This window comes from Salmonella sp. NW1250, assembly GCF_051812965.1.
Lineage (GTDB): Bacteria > Pseudomonadota > Gammaproteobacteria > Enterobacterales > Enterobacteriaceae > Salmonella > Salmonella enterica.
The window spans coordinates 143,279-162,105 of sequence record NZ_JAMNDD010000007.1; the positions used below are offsets into that span (position 1 = coordinate 143,279).

The 18,827-nt window shown below is 52.5% G+C and carries 14 protein-coding genes; 8 read left to right on the plus strand and 6 right to left on the minus strand.

Translation table 11 applies throughout. The features are described 5' to 3' along the window. Positions 1–11: 11 nt before the first annotated feature. From NBA72_RS14135 to NBA72_RS14150, 4 genes are all read right to left on the minus strand, one after another. Complete coding sequence (locus tag NBA72_RS14135) at positions 12–605, minus strand: TorD/DmsD family molecular chaperone (protein ID WP_042949295.1); 594 nt, start codon at positions 603–605, stop codon at positions 12–14. Between the two features lie 74 nt (positions 606–679). Next, positions 680–1,453, minus strand: a complete 774-nt coding sequence (locus tag NBA72_RS14140; protein ID WP_042949297.1) for a dimethyl sulfoxide reductase anchor subunit family protein — start codon at positions 1,451–1,453, stop codon at positions 680–682. Beyond that, positions 1,446–2,072, minus strand: a complete 627-nt coding sequence (locus tag NBA72_RS14145; protein WP_042949299.1) for a DMSO/selenate family reductase complex B subunit — start codon at positions 2,070–2,072, stop codon at positions 1,446–1,448. The genes NBA72_RS14140 and NBA72_RS14145 overlap by 8 nt, the downstream gene beginning before the upstream one ends. A gap of 13 nt (positions 2,073–2,085) precedes the next feature. After that, entirely contained in the window at positions 2,086–4,515 is a 2,430-nt protein-coding gene (locus NBA72_RS14150) for a DMSO/selenate family reductase complex A subunit (RefSeq protein ID WP_042949300.1), read from the minus strand. Between the two features lie 374 nt (positions 4,516–4,889). Between NBA72_RS14150 and NBA72_RS14155 the strand changes: the two genes are divergently transcribed. From NBA72_RS14155 to fumA, 5 genes are all read left to right on the plus strand, one after another. Then, complete coding sequence (locus NBA72_RS14155; protein WP_023165893.1) at positions 4,890–6,521, plus strand: sensor histidine kinase; 1,632 nt, start codon at positions 4,890–4,892, stop codon at positions 6,519–6,521. Next, the gene (gene dcuR / locus NBA72_RS14160; protein ID WP_000611307.1) at positions 6,518–7,237 is read left to right on the plus strand and encodes a two-component system response regulator DcuR; all 720 of its coding nucleotides are present in this window, start codon (positions 6,518–6,520) and stop codon (positions 7,235–7,237) included. The genes NBA72_RS14155 and dcuR overlap by 4 nt, the downstream gene beginning before the upstream one ends. A 316-nt stretch (positions 7,238–7,553) precedes the next feature. Further along, a complete protein-coding gene (locus tag NBA72_RS14165; RefSeq protein WP_012512896.1) occupies positions 7,554–7,820 on the plus strand; it encodes a hypothetical protein in 267 nt (88 codons plus the stop codon). 146 nt (positions 7,821–7,966) lie between these two features. After that, a complete protein-coding gene (gene dcuB / locus NBA72_RS14170) occupies positions 7,967–9,307 on the plus strand; it encodes an anaerobic C4-dicarboxylate transporter DcuB (RefSeq protein WP_000899149.1) in 1,341 nt (446 codons plus the stop codon). A gap of 95 nt (positions 9,308–9,402) precedes the next feature. Next, the gene (gene fumA / locus NBA72_RS14175; protein ID WP_000037190.1) at positions 9,403–11,049 is read left to right on the plus strand and encodes a class I fumarate hydratase FumA; all 1,647 of its coding nucleotides are present in this window, start codon (positions 9,403–9,405) and stop codon (positions 11,047–11,049) included. A gap of 97 nt (positions 11,050–11,146) precedes the next feature. On the opposite strand, the gene melB is transcribed toward fumA, so the two are convergent. Beyond that, positions 11,147–12,577, minus strand: coding sequence for a melibiose:sodium transporter MelB (melB, locus tag NBA72_RS14180; RefSeq protein ID WP_000028070.1), 1,431 nt, complete (start codon positions 12,575–12,577; stop codon positions 11,147–11,149). Positions 12,578–12,660: 83 nt separating this feature from the next. Then, on the minus strand, positions 12,661–14,016 hold the full coding sequence (melA, locus tag NBA72_RS14185) for an alpha-galactosidase (RefSeq protein WP_001728428.1): 1,356 nt from the start codon (positions 14,014–14,016) through the stop codon (positions 12,661–12,663). A gap of 268 nt (positions 14,017–14,284) precedes the next feature. Between melA and melR the strand changes: the two genes are divergently transcribed. From melR to NBA72_RS14200, 3 genes are all read left to right on the plus strand, one after another. Continuing rightward, a complete protein-coding gene (gene melR, locus NBA72_RS14190; RefSeq protein WP_000106992.1) occupies positions 14,285–15,217 on the plus strand; it encodes a transcriptional regulator MelR in 933 nt (310 codons plus the stop codon). A gap of 232 nt (positions 15,218–15,449) precedes the next feature. Further along, entirely contained in the window at positions 15,450–17,717 is a 2,268-nt protein-coding gene (gene adiA, locus NBA72_RS14195; RefSeq protein ID WP_001538051.1) for an arginine decarboxylase, read from the plus strand. 297 nt (positions 17,718–18,014) lie between these two features. Beyond that, positions 18,015–18,776, plus strand: a complete 762-nt coding sequence (locus tag NBA72_RS14200) for an AraC family transcriptional regulator (protein WP_001217083.1) — start codon at positions 18,015–18,017, stop codon at positions 18,774–18,776. Positions 18,777–18,827: the final 51 nt, after the last annotated feature.

The window sequence follows — 18,827 nt, forward strand, 5'->3', positions numbered from 1 at the left end:
TGACCAATACCTCAGAAAAACAACCGTTTATTCTCAGGCTGTAGTCCCTGTTGCTGCTGAACATCCTGCAGATAACAGGTCGCTACGATGGCAAGCCGGGCATAGAAGGCGCTAACGGTATTGCGTTGCAGCAATTCCAGATAGCGGAACCCCCAGGGCAGCAGATGCGCCTCCAGTAACCGGTTGGCCGCCACGTTGTCGCCTCGTGCCAGCAGATCGCTACAGGCCAATAGCATCAGGCCAAACTGATCTTCCGGCTCGCGTTCACGGTCAGTGAATACCATTCCCTGCGACTGTAAAAAAGCTCGATAATCGGCGGTGGTTTCCCCCATCAGCAAATTATCTTTTTCCAGATAGACCGATCCCCAGGGCGGGACGGGCATCTTTCCCTGGCCTTCAAACAACACAGAAAATTGCCATGTAAGCGCATCATCATCCGGTAGCGACCATGACGCACACAGTGATTCAATAGGTCCGCGATCGCGCCAGGGGTAAAGCTCAGGCAACGTTGGCAAACAATCGAACAACGCTCTCACCTCCGGCCTCTCAGGGGAGTAGTAAAACAGTGCGCCGAGGATACGCGGCAAAACAGCACGGGAAAGCATAGCAATAGCTCCTGAAATATCTCGCCTGATGACGCTACGCTGATCAGGCTTACATGGCATAAGCCAGGCAAAAACTACATTGGCAGCGTCCACAGATTGTAAAACGCAATCCTACCCGCCAACTCCGCCGCGATAACCACCATTGCCGTCATGGCCAGCACCGTAGCACTCGATTTCAGGCGCGCGCAGACCACCACCCCGACCACACCCGCCGCCAGCAATATCGCCTGGGCGGTAAACCAGCTATGTTGCGCAGCGGTCAGAGCGCTATCGGCGCTCATCAGCGTCGCCATATAGCCCGGGCGCAGACAAAAGCTCACCAAAATCGCCAATACGCTGACCAGTAGCCCCAGACGGCGCACGCCAAACAATGCCGCCAACGCGCCGCCGCCAATCAACGGCGTCAATATCATCATTGCCGTGGTGTAAGATGAACGCCAGGTCGCCACCGTCGGCAGTTGGTAAATCTGCGGAACGGCGTATAAGAAGACAACTCCGACTATCGCCGCCAACCAGACCAACGCGTTACACAGCGGCGTCGCCCGGTTCAGCAACAAACCGAGCGCCCCCAGCCCGCCGAGCGCCGAAAAAGCCGCCGACAGGACAATCTCGTTACTCATCGGCGAATGTCCGACGCGCAGCAGCATATTCAGCGCACGCAGCGGTTGCCCGACGTGGAAGGTGCCGACAATGACGCCCAGCCCAAACAGGCACATCACCGAGAACAGACCAATAGCCTTGCGCCGCGGCGCGACCAGCCCCATTGCGCCGCCAATCAGCAGCAGAATAAATGCGCCGACCGCGCTCTGGGTAAAGACCGTAAAAAAGACCAGCGGTAACTCATGCATGGCGCACCTCCCGAATGTTCATGATTGCGCCTTCCGTATCGCCCGTGGGTCTCGCTTTCGGATGCGGTTTAATAATGAGGTTAGGATGGGTGAACGACGTTGAAGGCAGCGGCGCGATTTGATTCTCCGTGCCATATTTTGCCCGTAATTCATCGACAGGGCCGAAATCCAGCGCTCGCTGCGGGCAAGAATCCACACAGATAGGGCGCAGATTGTTCTCCAGTCGGTCAAGACAACCGTCGCATTTACGCATCACGTTCGCCTGCGTATCAAACTGCGGCGCGCCGTAGGGGCAACGCATTTCACAATAGCGACAGCCGACGCATACGCTGTCATCCACCACGACCAGACCATCTTCTTTGCGTTTATGCATCGCCCCGGTCGGACAGCCGGAGACACATACCGGCTCATCGCAATGGTTACAAGCAATAGAGAGGTAGTAGGTAAAGGTGTCGTGATGCCAGCTTTCCCCCTCTTTCACCCAGCTTCCGCCGCCATATTCATAGACGCGGCGCAGTTTCGGACCGACATCCAGATCTTTATTATCCTTGCAGCTTACCTGGCAGGTTTTACAGCCTGAACAGCGCGAGGAGTCAACATAAAAGCCATACTGTTTCATCGTACATCACTCCTTAAGCGCGTTTAATTTCAACCAGATTGGTATGCTGCGGATTGCCTTTCGCCAGCGGCGAAGGATGGTGGCTGGTCAGCGTATTGATACAGCCGCCGACATCAACGCCGTTGCCGTCAAGCCGCGTCCACGCGCCCTGCGGCATCGCCGCCACGCCGGGTAAAATGCGCTGGGTCACTTTACAGGGAAGCTCCACCACGCCGCGGTCATTGAATACATGAACCCGTTCGCCGGACTTCAGTTGGCGGGCGCTGGCGTCAATCGGGTTAATCCAGACTTCATCCGGCACCGCCTCATGCAGCATCAGCACATTGCTGTAGGTCGAGTGGGTATGCCCTTTGGTATGGAAGCCGCTTAACTGCAACGGATACTTCGCCGTCAGCGCTTTGTTAAGATGCGACTCTTTCGCCGGACAAAATTCCGGCAATGCGGGAATTCGCTCGCCTTCTGGCAACGTCCACGCTTGCGCCAGATCCGCCAGCGCCTGGGAGTAAATTTCAATTTTGCCCGACGGCGTGGAGAGTGGATTAGCCTCGGCGTCGGCGCGGAAATCGGCAAACGCAAGGCTCTGCTGCTCGGTAGCGATACGCTGGTCAATCACACCCATCTCTTTCGCCACGCTCCACTCCGGCAGGTATGGACGTTTTTCACGGATCTGCTGATAGTGCATCTCCGCCCACTGCGCCTGAGTTCGGCCCTCGGTATATTGCTCGCGCAGTCCAAGATGCCCGGCGATATCCGCGCAGATGTCATACGTGCTGCGCACTTCCCACATCGGTTTAACGGTTTTCTGAATCGCAATCATATAGTTATGCGATCCCGCCGCATAGGAGCTGTCCACCAGGTCTTCCGCCTCAAGATAGCTGGTCTCCGGCAACAGCAGATCCGCATACATCGCGCTGGGCGTCATATGGTTTTCAATCACGATAATGGTTTCACACAGCGATTCATCCGCGAGAATTTGTCGGGTGCGGTTCGTTTCGCCGTGCTGATTCAGCAAGGTATTACCGGCCTGGTTGAAAAACAGCTTAATCCCGGTTTTTAGCCTGTCCGCGCCTTTCACCCCCATTGTCGTCGCGGTCATTTTCTCCGGATGCTGAATGGCGTCCGTCCACAGATAGCAAGGAATAGAGGTTGTGATCGGATTCTTACCGACAGGCAACAATGGCACGCCATACGGCGTACCGTAAGGCCAGTTGCCATTGTTGGTGCCGGGCCGCCCGAAGTGGCCTGTTAACGCTGGCAGCGTCTGAATAGCACGCACGGTTTGTTCGCCGTTGGCATGACGCTGCGGCCCCCAGCCCTGGCAAATATAGCAGGCGCGCGCCGAGGCGATTTCGCGCGCCAGTTGGCGAATACGCGTTGCCGGAATTCCGGTGATATCCGCCGCCCATTCCGGGGTTTTCGCGATACCGTCATCGCCCGTGCCAAGAACATAGTCTTTATAGCTGGCGTTAGGCGCAGCCGTGTCCGGCAAGGTGCTACGGTCATAACCGACGCAATAGCGGTTTACCAGCGCCTCGTCGAGAAGCTGTTCGGTAATCAGCGTATGCGCTATGCCGGCGACTAGCGCGGCGTCCGTGGTTGGGCGAATCGGTAGCCATTCGGCGTGTTCGGTAATCACCGAATCGGTATAGCGCGGATCGATAATAATGACTCGGGCTTTCGAGGTCTCCAGCGCCCGGCGCAGCTCTTCAACCTGACCGCCGCCGGACATCCGCGTTTCTGAGAGATTCAGGCCAAATAGCACCACCAGATCGGAATGCGCGATCTGCGTAAAATGGCTACCGACATAGGTACCATGCATATAGGGCGTTGCCGTCGCGATTTGCGCGGTCGAGTAGGTATTATGGTAATTTAAATAGCCGCCGGTGAGATTTAACAATCGCTTCCATGCGGGCGATCCCTGCGTATGATAATATGCCCCGGATTGATAATTATAATAAATAGCTTCCCGGCCATATTGTTCGCTAACACGCGTTAATTCCGCCGCAATAAAGGCCGTGGCCTCATCCCATGAAATACGTTTAAATTTTCCTTCACCGCGTTTTCCCACTCTTTTCATCGGATACTTAATGCGATCCGGGCTATAGACCCGCCAGCGACTGGAACGCCCACGCAGGCAGGGACGAATCTGATGCTCGCCGAATACCGCGTCATCTTTCGCGTCTTCCGGCTCAATACGCACAATGCGATCATTTTTCACGATAACCTTAAGCGGGCATCGACTGCCACAGTTGACCAGACAGGCGCTGTGCCTGACGGTTTCGCCGTTGGCATCCTTCGGTATCGGGGTATCCTGCGCCTGGGCAGTGGTAGCAAAAGGCAGCGTAATCGCCTGGCTTAGCGTCACCGCCGCCCCTACTTTTGCAGTAGCGACAATAGCATCACGTCGGGTTATGGTTGTGTTCAGCCATTTTTTTATTTCCATTTTTTATTTCTCACATTGCTTCCATAATTATTAATAATATGTAATGAAAACTAATCATAATAGATTAAATATTTGTGCTGATTGATTGTGATCAAACGCATTCTGAACGTCAGTAAAAATAAAATGTGATACCGCATACGTTATTATAAAAATTAATGAAAAATTATTTTATGCAATTCTGATGAAAATAAATTACCCATCACGGTATCCGGCGATATTAATTAACGACATGACGTTTGCCAGTCGACATGAGCAGGTAGCGCCCCCTGCAAGACCAGACGGGCTTTTCAACACTGGAGCAACATCGCCTATGCCTTTGAATTAGACGCCTCATCAGGGATAATAACCTTACGATTCGTCCGCTCAGGTCCACTATGAAACACTCCCTGCCATGCCGGGCGTTACGCAAACGCCCCATGAAACTCGGCACTACCGTCATTCTGATGGTCAGCGCCGTTTTGTTTTCGGTGCTCGTTGTGGTCCATCTGATCTATTTTTCGCAAATCAGCAGCATGACGCGCGACGCGCTGGCAGATAAAGCGCTGGCGGTGGCTCGCTCGCTGGCGGACTCTCCGGCAGTTCGCGAGGGGCTGAAAAAACCGCCTGCGGAAAGCGGCATTCAGACGCTCGCCGAAGCGGTGAGCCAGCATAATGGCTTTTTGTTTATTGTGGTGACCAACATGCAGGGCATCCGTTATTCGCACCCAGAAACGCAGCGAATCGGTCAACCGTTCAAAGGCGATGACATTCTGCTCGCGCTGCAGGGAAAGGAAAACGTTGCCATTAATCGCGGCTTTCTTGCCAAAGCGCTGCGCGTTTTCACACCGGTTTATGATGAACGCCACCGGCAGATCGGCGTGGTAGCGATTGGCCTGGAACTCAGTCACGTTACGCAGCAGATCAACAATAGCCGCGGCAGTATTATCTGGTCCATTCTGTTCGGCGCTCTGGTGGGGTTATTAGGCACGTATGCGCTGGTCAAGGTGCTAAAACGTATCCTGTTTGGCCTCGAACCCTATGAGATCTCAACCCTGTTTGAACAACGCCAGGCGATGCTGCAGTCAATCAAAGAGGGCGTTATCGCCGTGGATGGTAGCGGCGAAGTCACGTTGATTAACCATGCGGCGCAGGCGCTGCTCGATTACCGAAAAACGCAGGATGACGCCAGATTATCCACCCTGAGTCATGCCTGGTCGCAGGTGGTGGACATTAGCGAAGTGTTGCGTGACGGTACGCCGCGCCGCGATGAAGAGATCATTGTCAAAGGCCGCCTGCTGCTGGTGAATACCGTTCCGGTGCGCAGCAACGGCGAAATTATCGGCGCGATATCCACCTTCAGGGATAAAACAGAAGTTCGCCAACTGATGCAGCGGTTGGACGGGATGGTGAACTACGCGGATGCGCTCCGTGAACGATCCCACGAATTCATGAACAAATTACATGTGATTCTGGGATTATTGCACCTGAAGAGTTATAAGCAGCTTGAAGCGTATATTATCAAGACGGCCAATAACTATCAGGAAGAGATCGGTTTGCTGCTGGGTAAAATAAAGTCGCCGATTATCGCTGGCTTTTTGCTCAGTAAGATTACTCGCGCCTCTGATTTCGGGCACAGCCTGGTGATAAGCAGCGACAGCCAGTTACCGGATAATAACAATGAAGATCAGGTTACGGTGCTGATTACGGCGCTGGGTAATTTGATTGAAAACGCGCTGGAAGCGTTGAGCCAGGAATCCGGCGGCGAAATCAGCGTCTCGTTACACTACCGTCATGGCTGGCTGCATTGCGAAGTGAGCGATGACGGTCCGGGTATCGAACCTGAGCGCATCGAGGCGATTTTTGAAAAAGGCGTCTCGTCGAAAGGCGCCGAACGCGGCGTCGGTTTAGCGCTGGTTAAACAGCAGGTTGAAGCGCTTGGCGGCGTAATTTCCGTGGAGTCCGAGCCTGGGATCTTCACACAATTTTTTGTACAGTTACCCTGGGATGGAAAAAGGACCAGCCTATGATCAATGTATTAATTGTCGATGACGATGCGATGGTCGCGGAGTTAAATCGCCGCTATGTCGCGCAAATCTCCGGTTTTCATTGTTGTGGAACCGCTTCGACGCTGGAAAAAGCGAAAGAGTTTATCTTCAACAGTGAAAATCACATTGACCTAATCCTGCTGGATATCTACATGCAGCAGGAAAACGGATTGGATCTGCTGCCTGTCCTGCACAGCGCAGGCTGCAAAAGCGACGTTATTGTCATTTCTTCTGCCGCTGACGCCGCCACCATTAAAGATTCGCTTCACTACGGCGTGGTGGATTATCTGATCAAGCCTTTTCAGGCCACGCGCTTTGAAGAAGCGTTGACCGGCTGGCTACGTAAGAAAACGGCGATGGAAAAACGCCAGTATTACGAACAGTCTGAGCTTGACCTGCTCATTCACGGTAATTCATCCAGCGAGCAGGAGCCTCGTCGGCTGCCAAAAGGGCTGACGCAGCAAACGCTACGCACCTTATGCCAGTGGATTGATGCGCATCAGGAGCAGGAATTTTCTACCGACGAGTTGGCCAACGAAGTGAATATCTCGCGCGTCTCCTGCCGTAAATATCTCATCTGGCTGGTGAATTGCCATATCTTGTTTACCAGTATTCATTACGGCGTGACCGGCAGGCCGGTTTACCGCTACCGTGTTCAGCCGGAACATTACTCTTTACTGAAACAATATTGTCAGTAAGGATACCGCATAAAGCCGACGCGAAACGTTATATCCTGGTAACATTTATTATAACAATGCCAATAAAAACGCTATCACATTAATAACAAACCCGGGAAATTGTGTCAGATCAAATATACTCACTCCAGGCCTGTTAACGTTATTTTCTATTATTACAGCGCTCTGCGCTGTTTTTAATTTCAAAACGCTAACAAAAGTTAATTAAGTATTATCCCATGCCGAGAGTGTGTATTTTTATTAAAAAAGGGATTTGTCCGGAATTTTCCTGACACTTAAATAAAATTATGTTTGTAGCAATGGAGCTTGTGCTACGCCTATGGACAATACGTATATTGGTGAGCAGATACGCGTCTCCACACGCCATACTAATAATTTAAAAAAATGGCGTGACAATGATCACATAAGTCACATTCTGTTCGCTTTATCTCGTGATTTACCTGATGGCGAGACACAAAAATTAAAGAATAAACGCCTGTTTTTAAAACAGACAAATCATAATTTACTGCTCTCGCTGACTCCACCTGCCCATCGCCAGAGGGTGCTTCCCTCTGAACATCACTATCGCAAGAAAATAATTACTTAAAGCAACTCTGTAAAAAGCTTAATCGTTAATCGTCGCCACTGGCGCATTGAATATTCGCCATTTCCTGATGCTCATTCATACAAATCAGAAGATGGCTGTGATCCATTTATCAAAATTGACTGGGTTTATCGCGAGGATAAATAAAAATGTTATTTAGTATACAGCTTCTCATAATATTAATATGTCTGTTTTATGGCGCCCGAAAGGGCGGGATCGCGCTCGGGTTGTTGGGCGGTATTGGTCTGGTCATTCTGGTGTTTGTTTTCCATCTCCAGCCAGGTAAACCGCCCGTTGACGTAATGCTGGTCATTATCGCGGTAGTCGCCGCGTCGGCAACGTTGCAGGCGTCAGGCGGGCTGGATGTGATGTTGCAGATTGCCGAAAAGCTGCTGCGCCGCAACCCCAAATACGTCTCTATTGTGGCGCCGTTCGTCACCTGTACCCTGACGATTCTGTGTGGGACAGGCCACGTGGTCTACACCATTTTGCCGATTATCTATGACGTGGCGATCAAGAATAATATCCGTCCGGAACGTCCAATGGCGGCCAGTTCTATCGGCGCGCAAATGGGCATCATCGCCAGTCCGGTTTCCGTCGCCGTGGTTTCTCTGGTAGCGATGCTGGGCAACGTGACATTTGACGGAAAACATCTGGAGTTCCTCGATCTGCTGTCGATCACCATCCCGTCTACCCTGCTCGGTATCCTGGCAATCGGTATTTTTAGTTGGTTCCGCGGTAAAGATCTGGATAAAGACGAAGCGTTTCAGAAATTTATTTCCGTACCGGAAAACCGTCAGTACGTGTACGGCGATACCGCGACGCTGCTGGATAAAAAACTGCCGAAAAGCAACTGGCTGGCGATGTGGATCTTCCTGGCGGCGATTGCCGTGGTCGCTCTCCTGGGCGCGGACTCCGACTTACGTCCAACCTTCGGCGGCAAACCGTTGTCGATGGTGCTGGTCATTCAGATGTTCATGCTGCTGACCGGGGCGCTCATTATCATTCTGACCAAAACCAATCCTGCGTCTATCTCAAAAAACGAAGTTTTTCGTTCCGGTATGATTGCGATTGTCGCGGTATACGGGATCGCCTGGATGGCGGAAACCATGTTCGGCGCGCATATGTCGGAAATTCAGGGCGTGCTGGGCGAAATGGTCAAAGAGTATCCGTGGGCCTATGCCATCGTTCTGCTGCTGGTCTCCAAGTTTGTTAACTCCCAGGCCGCGGCGCTGGCGGCGATTGTTCCCGTCGCGCTGGCTATCGGTGTCGATCCGGCGTATATCGTGGCCTCTGCGCCGGCATGTTATGGCTACTATATCCTGCCGACCTACCCAAGCGATCTGGCGGCGATTCAGTTTGACCGTTCCGGCACAACCCGTATTGGCCGCTTCGTCATTAACCACAGCTTCATTCTGCCGGGTTTGATTGGCGTGAGCGTCTCCTGCGTCTTTGGCTGGATCTTTGCCGCAATGTACGGATTCCTGTAATGGCCGCGCGCGCCGCCCGGTTATGCGCGGCGCGCGACTTAGAGTCTGGCCCATGAGGCTCTTAATACATTTTCTTACTATTAGGCTGGAAGCACATGTCGAAAAAAGAGTTTATCTATCAGGCGCCTTTCCCGATGGGAGAGGACAAAACAGAGTATTATCTGCTCACCTCCGATTATGTCAGCGTCAGTGAATTCAACGGAGAATCTATCCTCAACGTTGAGCCGCAGGCGTTAACGTTGCTGGCTCAGCAGGCCTTCCATGATGCGTCTTTTATGCTCCGTCCTGAACACCAGCAGCAAGTCGCCGCCATTCTCCATGACCCCGAAGCCAGCGAAAACGACAAATATGTGGCGTTGCAATTCCTGAGAAACTCCGAGATCGCCGCCAAAGGCATTCTGCCGACCTGCCAGGATACCGGCACGGCGATTATCATGGGTAAAAAAGGCCAACGCGTCTGGACGGGCGGCGGCGATGAAGCCGCGCTCTCCAAAGGCGTGTTTAATACCTATATCGAAGATAACCTGCGCTACTCGCAGAACGCGCCGCTGGATATGTACAAAGAGGTCAATACCGGCAGCAACCTGCCAGCGCAAATCGATCTCTATGCCGTCGATGGCGACGAGTACAAGTTCCTTTGCGTGGCGAAAGGCGGCGGTTCAGCAAACAAAACGTATCTCTATCAGGAGACCAAAGCGCTGCTCACCCCAGGCAAGCTGAAAAACTTCCTCGTTGAGAAAATGCGCACGCTGGGCACCGCGGCCTGTCCGCCATACCATATCGCCTTTGTCATTGGCGGCACCTCGGCGGAAAGCACGCTGAAAACCGTTAAGCTCGCCAGCACCCACTATTACGACGCGCTGCCGACGGAAGGTAACGAGCACGGCCAGGCATTCCGCGATCTCCACCTGGAACAGGAACTGCTGGAAGAAGCGCAAAAACTTGGCCTCGGCGCCCAGTTCGGCGGGAAATATTTCGCCCACGATATTCGCGTAATTCGCCTGCCGCGTCACGGCGCTTCCTGTCCGGTGGGGATGGGCGTCTCCTGCTCGGCCGACCGTAACATCAAAGCGAAAATCAACCGCGAAGGCATCTGGATCGAAAAACTGGAACACAATCCGGGCCAGTATATTCCGCCAGCGCTGCGTCAGGCGGGCGAAGGCGACGCGGTGAAAGTCGATCTTAACCGTCCGATGAAAGAGATCCTCGCCCAGCTATCGCAGTACCCGGTCTCGACTCGCCTGTCGCTGACGGGCACCATTATCGTAGGTCGCGATATCGCCCACGCGAAGCTAAAAGAGCGTATTGAATCCGGCGAAGACCTGCCGCAGTATATTAAAGACCATCCCATCTATTACGCAGGTCCGGCAAAAACCCCGGCAGGTTATCCATCTGGCTCATTAGGCCCCACCACCGCAGGCCGAATGGACTCTTATGTCGATCTACTGCAATCCCACGGCGGCAGTATGATCATGCTGGCGAAAGGCAACCGTAGTCAGCAGGTCACGGATGCCTGTAAAAAACATGGCGGCTTTTATTTGGGCAGTATCGGCGGCCCGGCGGCGGTACTGGCACAGCAGAGCATTAAGCATCTGGAGTGCGTCGAGTATCCGGAACTCGGCATGGAAGCTATCTGGAAAATTGAAGTAGAAGATTTCCCGGCCTTTATCCTGGTGGATGACAAAGGCAACGATTTCTTCCAGCAGATTGTCAGCAAACAGTGCGCTAACTGCGCGAAATAACCTGGCAGGCCCGGCGTTCTCCCGGGCCGCGTTATCGGTTAATTGCCGGATGGCGCTACGCTTATCCGGCTTATCCGGCCTGCACGAGAGAACATGCTCACGCTTTTACATCGCTGGTCGCTACCACAGAAATCGCCGGGCTATCCGGCTGTTCGACGAATGGCGGCGTTTTCCGGTATTTATCCAGCAGGTGGATCTGAATCTTGCGCAGCATGTCGCCATTCAAACGGTAGTAGCGGAAGTAGAGAACCAACGTCATCATGAAAAACAGTACCGGCAGGACAATCATAATAAACTGCATCCCCTGCAGGGTTTGCGCAGACTGCGCCACGTTCGGCGTGTAGCCAATCAGCCCCAGCACCAGAGCGATAAAGAACGCCGCAAACGCCGAGCCGCCCTTCACGACCATCGTCTGTACGGAATAAGCGATACTCTCGCAGCGAATATTGAGCTTAAATTCCCCATAATCGACCGTATCCGCCACCATGATTACCTGAAGCACCCAAAAGAGCGCGGTCCCGATATTCAGGAAAATACCCGCCGCCACGATTAAAGCGGCATTATGGACATCCGCCAACGCCATCGCGAAGAGCCCTGCGCAACTCAGAACGGGCATCACGGAGGCGCCCGCCCACAATATCCGCCGCGATAACATTTTCACCAGCCGGGGGAAGACAATCAGCGTCAGCAGATTCGCCGCGCCGGCGTAAGAAAGGTAATAGGGAAAAAGATCGGCATCGCCAATCACATAGGTGAAGTAGTAGATCGCAAAGCCATTGATAATATTGGAGGCAATGTTATACGCCAGCGCCATTCCCAACAGGCAAGAGAGCTGATCGTTTTTGTATATCAATCCAACGATCGTTTTTAACGTCAGATGTGGGCGGCCCGCCGTTACACCGTTGTCGGAGGAGTACACCTCATGGACGTTGCGTAATGTCACGATAGTCGAGGCGATAAAGAACGCAATCAGCACCAGCGTAAACATCTGAAAGCCGAACCCACGATCCGCCCCGCCAACGTAGTTCACAAACGGCAGCGTTATACCGGCAGTGACGAAGCCAGCCAGACTGGCGAAGAAACGCGGGAACGGCACCAGTTGTTCGCGTTCTCGCTTATCAAGCGTAATGGTCGGCACCAGCGACCAAAATGGGATATCCATAATGGTATACGTCATGCCCCACAGGATGTAAGTTACGCAGACAAATACAACCTGCGCGGTTCCCTCAAAAAGATGGGCGCTGAACAGCAGGAAAAGCACCAGCGAATTGGTTAAGGTGCCGATCAATATCCACGGCTTAAATTTCCCCCACCGCGAACGCGTGGCGTTGACAATCCAGCCCATGATGGGATCGTTTATCGCATCCCAGATTCGCGCGACCAGAAAGAGGGTGCCGACGAGGCCGACCGAGAGTCCCACCACATCGGTGTAGTAATACATCAGGTACATATACACAATGCCGATGGCGAAATCCTTACCAAACGCACCGAACCCGTAACTCAGCTTTGTTGTCAGAGAGATGCTCATAGGGTACCGGGTCGCTGTTACCAGCGCCCGCCTTCTGTTAGTAGAGGTTAAACGCCGGATCTGCCGTCCAGCGTGGCTGGAGATTAACGGCGTAACCAGGCCGGAAGCCAGTCGCCATGCGCGGCGATCAGATCGTCAACCAACGCATAGATTTCTTCGATACCCAGCACCGCTGCGGTATGAGGGTCCATCATCGCCGCGTGATACACGCGATCGCGGTTTTCCGTGAGGATGGCTTCGGTCAACAGCGTTTGCACGTTGATGTTGGTCTGCATCATCGCCGCCAGATGAGAAGGGATCGTCCCCACCTTCGTCGGTTGAATGCCGTTGGCATCCACCAGACAAGCCACTTCCACGCAGCTTCCCTGCGGCAGGTTATCAATCAGCCCCTCATTACGCACATTGCCGTAAATCACGCTCGGCTCGCCGGTCCACAGAGCGTTCATAATGGTGCTGGCGTACTCGCGGGACGGTTTGATGTCGATACGCTCGGCGGTTTTATACTCCTCCAGCTCTTTATGCCAGTTTGCCAGTTGTTCTACGCAGCGTTTCGGATATTCATCCAGCGGCACCTTGTAGCGCGCAATCAGATCCTCGCGTCCCGGTTTAATAAACCACGGCGTGTACTCGGCAAAATGCTCTGATGACTCGGTGACGAAGTAGCCCAACTTTTTGAACATCTCATAGCGCACAATGTTCTGGCAGCGTTCATTGCCGTGAATATTGGGCTTCGGTGCCTGTCCGGCGTCATAGGCCGCCAGCAATTCAGGATAGAGATCGACATAAGTCCCGTCAGCCGTTTTGCGCTCCAGTTCCAGGTAAAACGCCATGTGGTTAATGCCGGCGCAGCGGTAGCGCAGCGAGGCGGGATCGATATTCAGGTCACGCGCCAGTTCTTCCGCCGTTCCCTGTACCGAATGGCACAGGCCGACCTGTTTGATATGCGGATAACGGGCATACATCGCCCAGGTGTTCATCGCCATCGGGTTGACGTAATTGAGCATGGTGGCTTTCGGGCAGACTTCCGTCATGTCTTCGCAAATCCGCCACAGATGCGGGATAGTCCGCAGCGCGCGCATAATGCCGCCCGGCCCCAGCGTATCGGCGATCGTCTGTTCCAGGCCATGACGCTTACAAACCTCAAAATCGGTCACAGTGCAGGGTTCATAGCCGCCAATCTGAAAGGCGACCACCACGAAATCCGCATCCTGTAGCGCCGCTTTCTGGTGGGTATGGCAGGTAATCCGGCCAGAAGCGCCCGCTGAGTCCATCAGTTTCCGTACCACAATGTGCGACTCTTCCAGCCGGGTTTCGTCAATATCCATCAGGGCGACATGCGCTGATTTTAGCGCCTCGCGGTGAAACACATCGCCGAGGATATTTTTGACGAAAATCGTAGAACCTGCGCCGATAAAGGTAATTTTGGGTGCCGTCATTATGACTCTCCAGAACAGTAGTGAACACCTTCATGGTGGCACGCGTTCCCGGTGAAAACCTCCGTCTTCCCCGATGAGCATTCCCGAAAACTCAGATCGTATGCTGGCGCGCGGAAGATCTGAGTTTTTGGGACAAAATGGCGTAAAAAGCAGAGTATTCGGCCTGATAGTCAGGCTACGCTCTACAATATCGACGGATTCTGTGTCCGGATTCCCGGTTTCCTCCCGGCTAAAGGGGCATAATTCTGATAATTCAGGAAATGGAGTGACGATGAGTACGCAAGCAATATCCCTCCTCCCGCCCGACCCGCACATGTGCAACGGCGATGAAAAGCAAACCCGTAGCCCGCTGTCGCTCTATTCCGAATATCAACGACTGGACGTTGAACTGAGGCCGCCGCACAGAATGGCCAGCAGTCACTGGCATGGGCAAGTAGAAGTGAATGTTCCGTTTGACGGCGATGTGGAGTATTTAATCAACAATGAAGTCGTGCAGATAAAGCAGGGGCATATCACCCTGTTTTGGGCCTGTACGCCACACCAGCTTACCCGCCCCGGCAACTGCCGCCAGATGGCGATTTTCAGTTTGCCGATGCACCTGTTTCTCTCCTGGCCGCTGGATCGCGATCTTATCAACCATGTCACGCACGGGATGGTGGTTAAATCACTGGCGACCCAGCAGCTTAGCACCTTTGAAGTGTTGCGCTGGCAGCAGGAAACAAGCAGCCCGAATGAGCAAATTCGCCAGTTGGCGATCGATGAAATCGGCCTGATGCTTAAACGCTTTAGCCTTTCCGGCTGGCAACCCATTTTGCTCAATAAAACATCACGCACCCACAAGAATAGCGTCTCACGCCATGCGCAGTTTTACGTAAGCCAGATGCTGGGATTTATTGCCGATAACTACGATCAGGCGCTCACCATTAACGACGTCGCGGAGCATGTCAAACTCAATGCTAATTACGCGATGGGAATATTCCAGCGGGTTATGCAATTGACGATGAAGCAGTACATCACGGCGATGCGCATCAATCACGTACGTGCCTTATTGAGCGATACTGACAAAACGATCCTCGATGTCGCTCTGACTGCCGGGTTCCGATCCAGCAGCCGTTTTTACAGTACTTTTAGCAAATTTGTCGGTATGTCGCCGCAACAATACCGCAAGCTTAGCCAGCAACGACGCCAGACGATGCCCGGCTAAAGCCGGATACCACTATCAGCCAAAAAAATAATTCACCTGTCGATAAACGGCGGGTGAAATCGCTCGCTATCCATAATTAACCCATTGTTTATTAAACAATAATAACAATAACTGACCATTATTCCATCACTTTACACCCCCTATTTGACGGGGTAATACTTGCCCACGTCACATTCATACGGCGGGTCGGCAAGGCGTAAATTGCACGGCCTCCACAACCGGGTAAAAGATGATGAAAGTATTAATTGTTGAAAGTGAGTTTCTGCATCAGGACACCTGGGTTGGCAACGCGGTTGAGCGTCTGGCGGATGCCTTGAGCCAACAAAATGTTACCGTCATTAAATCGACATCCTTCGATGACGGCTATGCCATCTTGTCCGCGAACGAAGCCATTGACTGTCTGATGTTTAGCTACCAAATGGAACAACCGGATGAGCACCTGAGCGTCAGGCAATTGATCGGTAAGCTTCACGAGCGTCAGCAAAACGTGCCCGTTTTCCTGTTAGGCGACAGGGAAAAAGCGACGGCATCGCTGGACCGCGACCTGCTGGAGCTTGTCGATGAATTCGCCTGGATTCTGGAAGACACCGCTGACTTTATCGCCGGACGCGCCGTTGCCGCCATGACCCGGTATCGTCAGCAACTGTTACCGCCGCTGTTTAACGCGTTGATGAAATACAGCGACATTCATGAATATTCATGGGCGGCGCCGGGACACCAGGGCGGCGTCGGTTTCACTAAAACGCCTGCCGGTCGCTTTTATCACGATTATTATGGCGAAAACCTGTTCCGCAGCGATATGGGGATTGAGCGTACCACGCTCGGTTCACTCCTCGACCATACCGGCGCGTTTGGCGAAAGCGAGAAAAACGCCGCCCGCGTATTCGGTGCTGACCGCTCCTGGTCCGTGGTTGTCGGGACCTCCGGTTCTAACCGTACTATTATGCAGGCCTGTATGACGGATAATGATGTCGTTGTACTGGATCGTAACTGCCATAAATCCATCGAGCAGGGGCTGATCCTCACTGGGGCCAAACCGGTATATATGGTGCCAAGCCGTAACCGTTACGGCATTATCGGGCCAATCTACCCGCAGGAAATGCAGCCTGAAACCTTGCAGAAAAAAATCAGCGCCAGCCCACTGACCAAAACTAAAGCCGGACAGAAACCGTCTTACAGCGTAGTGACCAACTGTACCTATGACGGCGTATGCTATAACGCCAAAGAGGCGCAGGATCTGCTGGCAAAAACCAGCGATCGCATTCACTTCGACGAAGCATGGTACGGCTATGCGCGCTTCAACCCGATTTATTGCGATCACTACGCGATGCGCGGCGAGCCAGGCGACCATAACGGTCCGACCGTGTTTGCCACCCACTCCACGCACAAACTACTGAATGCGCTTTCACAAGCTTCCTACATTCACGTCCGTGAAGGCCGTGGCGCGGTGAATTTCTCCCGCTTCAACCAGGCATATATGATGCATGCCACCACCTCTCCGTTATATGCCATCTGCGCATCCAACGATGTGGCGGTATCGATGATGGACGGTAACAGCGGTCTGTCCCTGACTCAAGAGGTGATTGACGAAGCGGTTGATTTCCGTCAGGCGATGGCGCGTCTTTATAAAGAGTTTACCGATGAAGGCGACTGGTTCTTTAAGCCGTGGAATAAAGACGTCGTCACCGATCCACAAACCGGTAAAACATATGACTTCGCCGACGCGCCGGCAAAACTGCTGGCCACCGACCAGAACTGCTGGGTCATGCGCCCCGGAGAAACCTGGCACGGCTTTAAAGACCTGCCGGATAACTGGAGTATGCTGGACCCGATTAAAGTCAGTATCCTGGCGCCGGGTATGGGCGACGATGGCGAACTGGAAGCATCCGGCGTACCTGCTGCGCTGGTCACAGCATGGCTTGGCCGCCACGGTATCGTGCCGACCCGCACCACCGACTTTCAGATTATGTTCCTGTTCTCTATGGGGGTAACTCGCGGGAAATGGGGAACGCTGATCAACACGCTGTGCTCCTTCAAACATCATTACGACGCGAATACGCCGCTGGCGCAGGTGATGCCGGAACTGGTGCAGGATTATCCTGACACTTACGCGAACATGGGTATTCATGACCTGGGCGATAAAATGTTTGCCTGGCTACGTGAAAATAACCCGGGCGCCCGTCTCAACGCCGCCTATTCCACCCTGCCGGTTGCGGAGATTACCCCGCGCGACGCCTACAACGCGATCGTGAACGACAATATTGAAATGGTGGCGATTGAAAATCTACCGGGTCGCATTGCGGCGAACTCCGTTATTCCTTACCCGCCAGGCATCCCGATGCTGCTCTCCGGCGAAAACTTTGGCGATGAAAACAGTCCGCAGGTGGGTTACTTACGCTCACTGCAATCCTGGGATCATCACTTCCCTGGCTTTGAGCATGAAACCGAAGGCACGGAAATTATTGATGGCGTATATCACGTTATGTGCGTGAAAGCCTAATCACAAAGAGTCTTTTTTTTGAGGATGGCATGTATTCCCTGAGTATTGCTGCAAAACAATAATACTGTCATACCTTTTTGCGCGGGCCCCATCCCGCGCTTTTTTTATACAAAAATGACAAGTTGCCACTCGCGTACAACTTTTTGTACACCCTAATTCATCGTACAAATATTGTAATATTATTCAGGAAAGTTATTTTAGTGCAGTTTCAATTCATCACACAATTGACTCAGTCCCCGTTATCTCTCCCGTTTGGCGAGATCCGGTCTTTTATGTTCATATTCCAGGAGTTCGGGTATGAGGATTTGCAGCAACGAGCCTTGCATAGTGTTATTAACCGAAAAAGATACATGGTTACGAGTAAATGGTAAGGAGCCAATCAGTTTAAAAGCGAATTATATGGCCATTCTGGCTTGTGAAAATAACGTTATTGACATTTCATCATTAAATAGCGTGCTAGTAATACAAGTTAGTCGCAATAATATTAAAGACTATTTACAATTCCTGAATAAAGATCTCTCACACCTTCCCGTCTGGCAACGCAACGCCGATCCCTTATTGACCGCCAACTGTCTGACGCCGGATATCTTCAGGGTCGCCGCCCGCTACAGCGCGATGGAAACACCGGATGAAATTGTTAGTGAACGTACCCGTGCGCTCCTTTTCACCGTTTTATCCCGCTTTCTTGACCACAAAAAATTTATTTCTTTGTTAATGCACATGCTGCGCAGCCGCATCAGTGACAGCGTTTACCACATCATTCAGAGCGATATTCATAAAGACTGGAATCTGAGCGCCGTTGCCAGTTGCCTGTGCCTGAGTCCAAGCTTGTTAAAGAAAAAGCTCAAAAACGAGAATACCAGTTATAGCCAAATAATCACGACCTGCCGAATGCGTTATGCCGTAAACCAATTATTAATGGACGGAAAGAATATCTCTCAAGTCTCACAGCTGTGTGGGTATAACAGCACATCGTACTTTATTTCCGTGTTTAAAGAGTTTTATGGTATGACCCCCCTGCATTATGTTAGCCAACATCGGGAACGATCGGCTGCCTAATTTTTCTACACTCAACGATAAGACACGATAATAGCAGCATTGGCGATAACC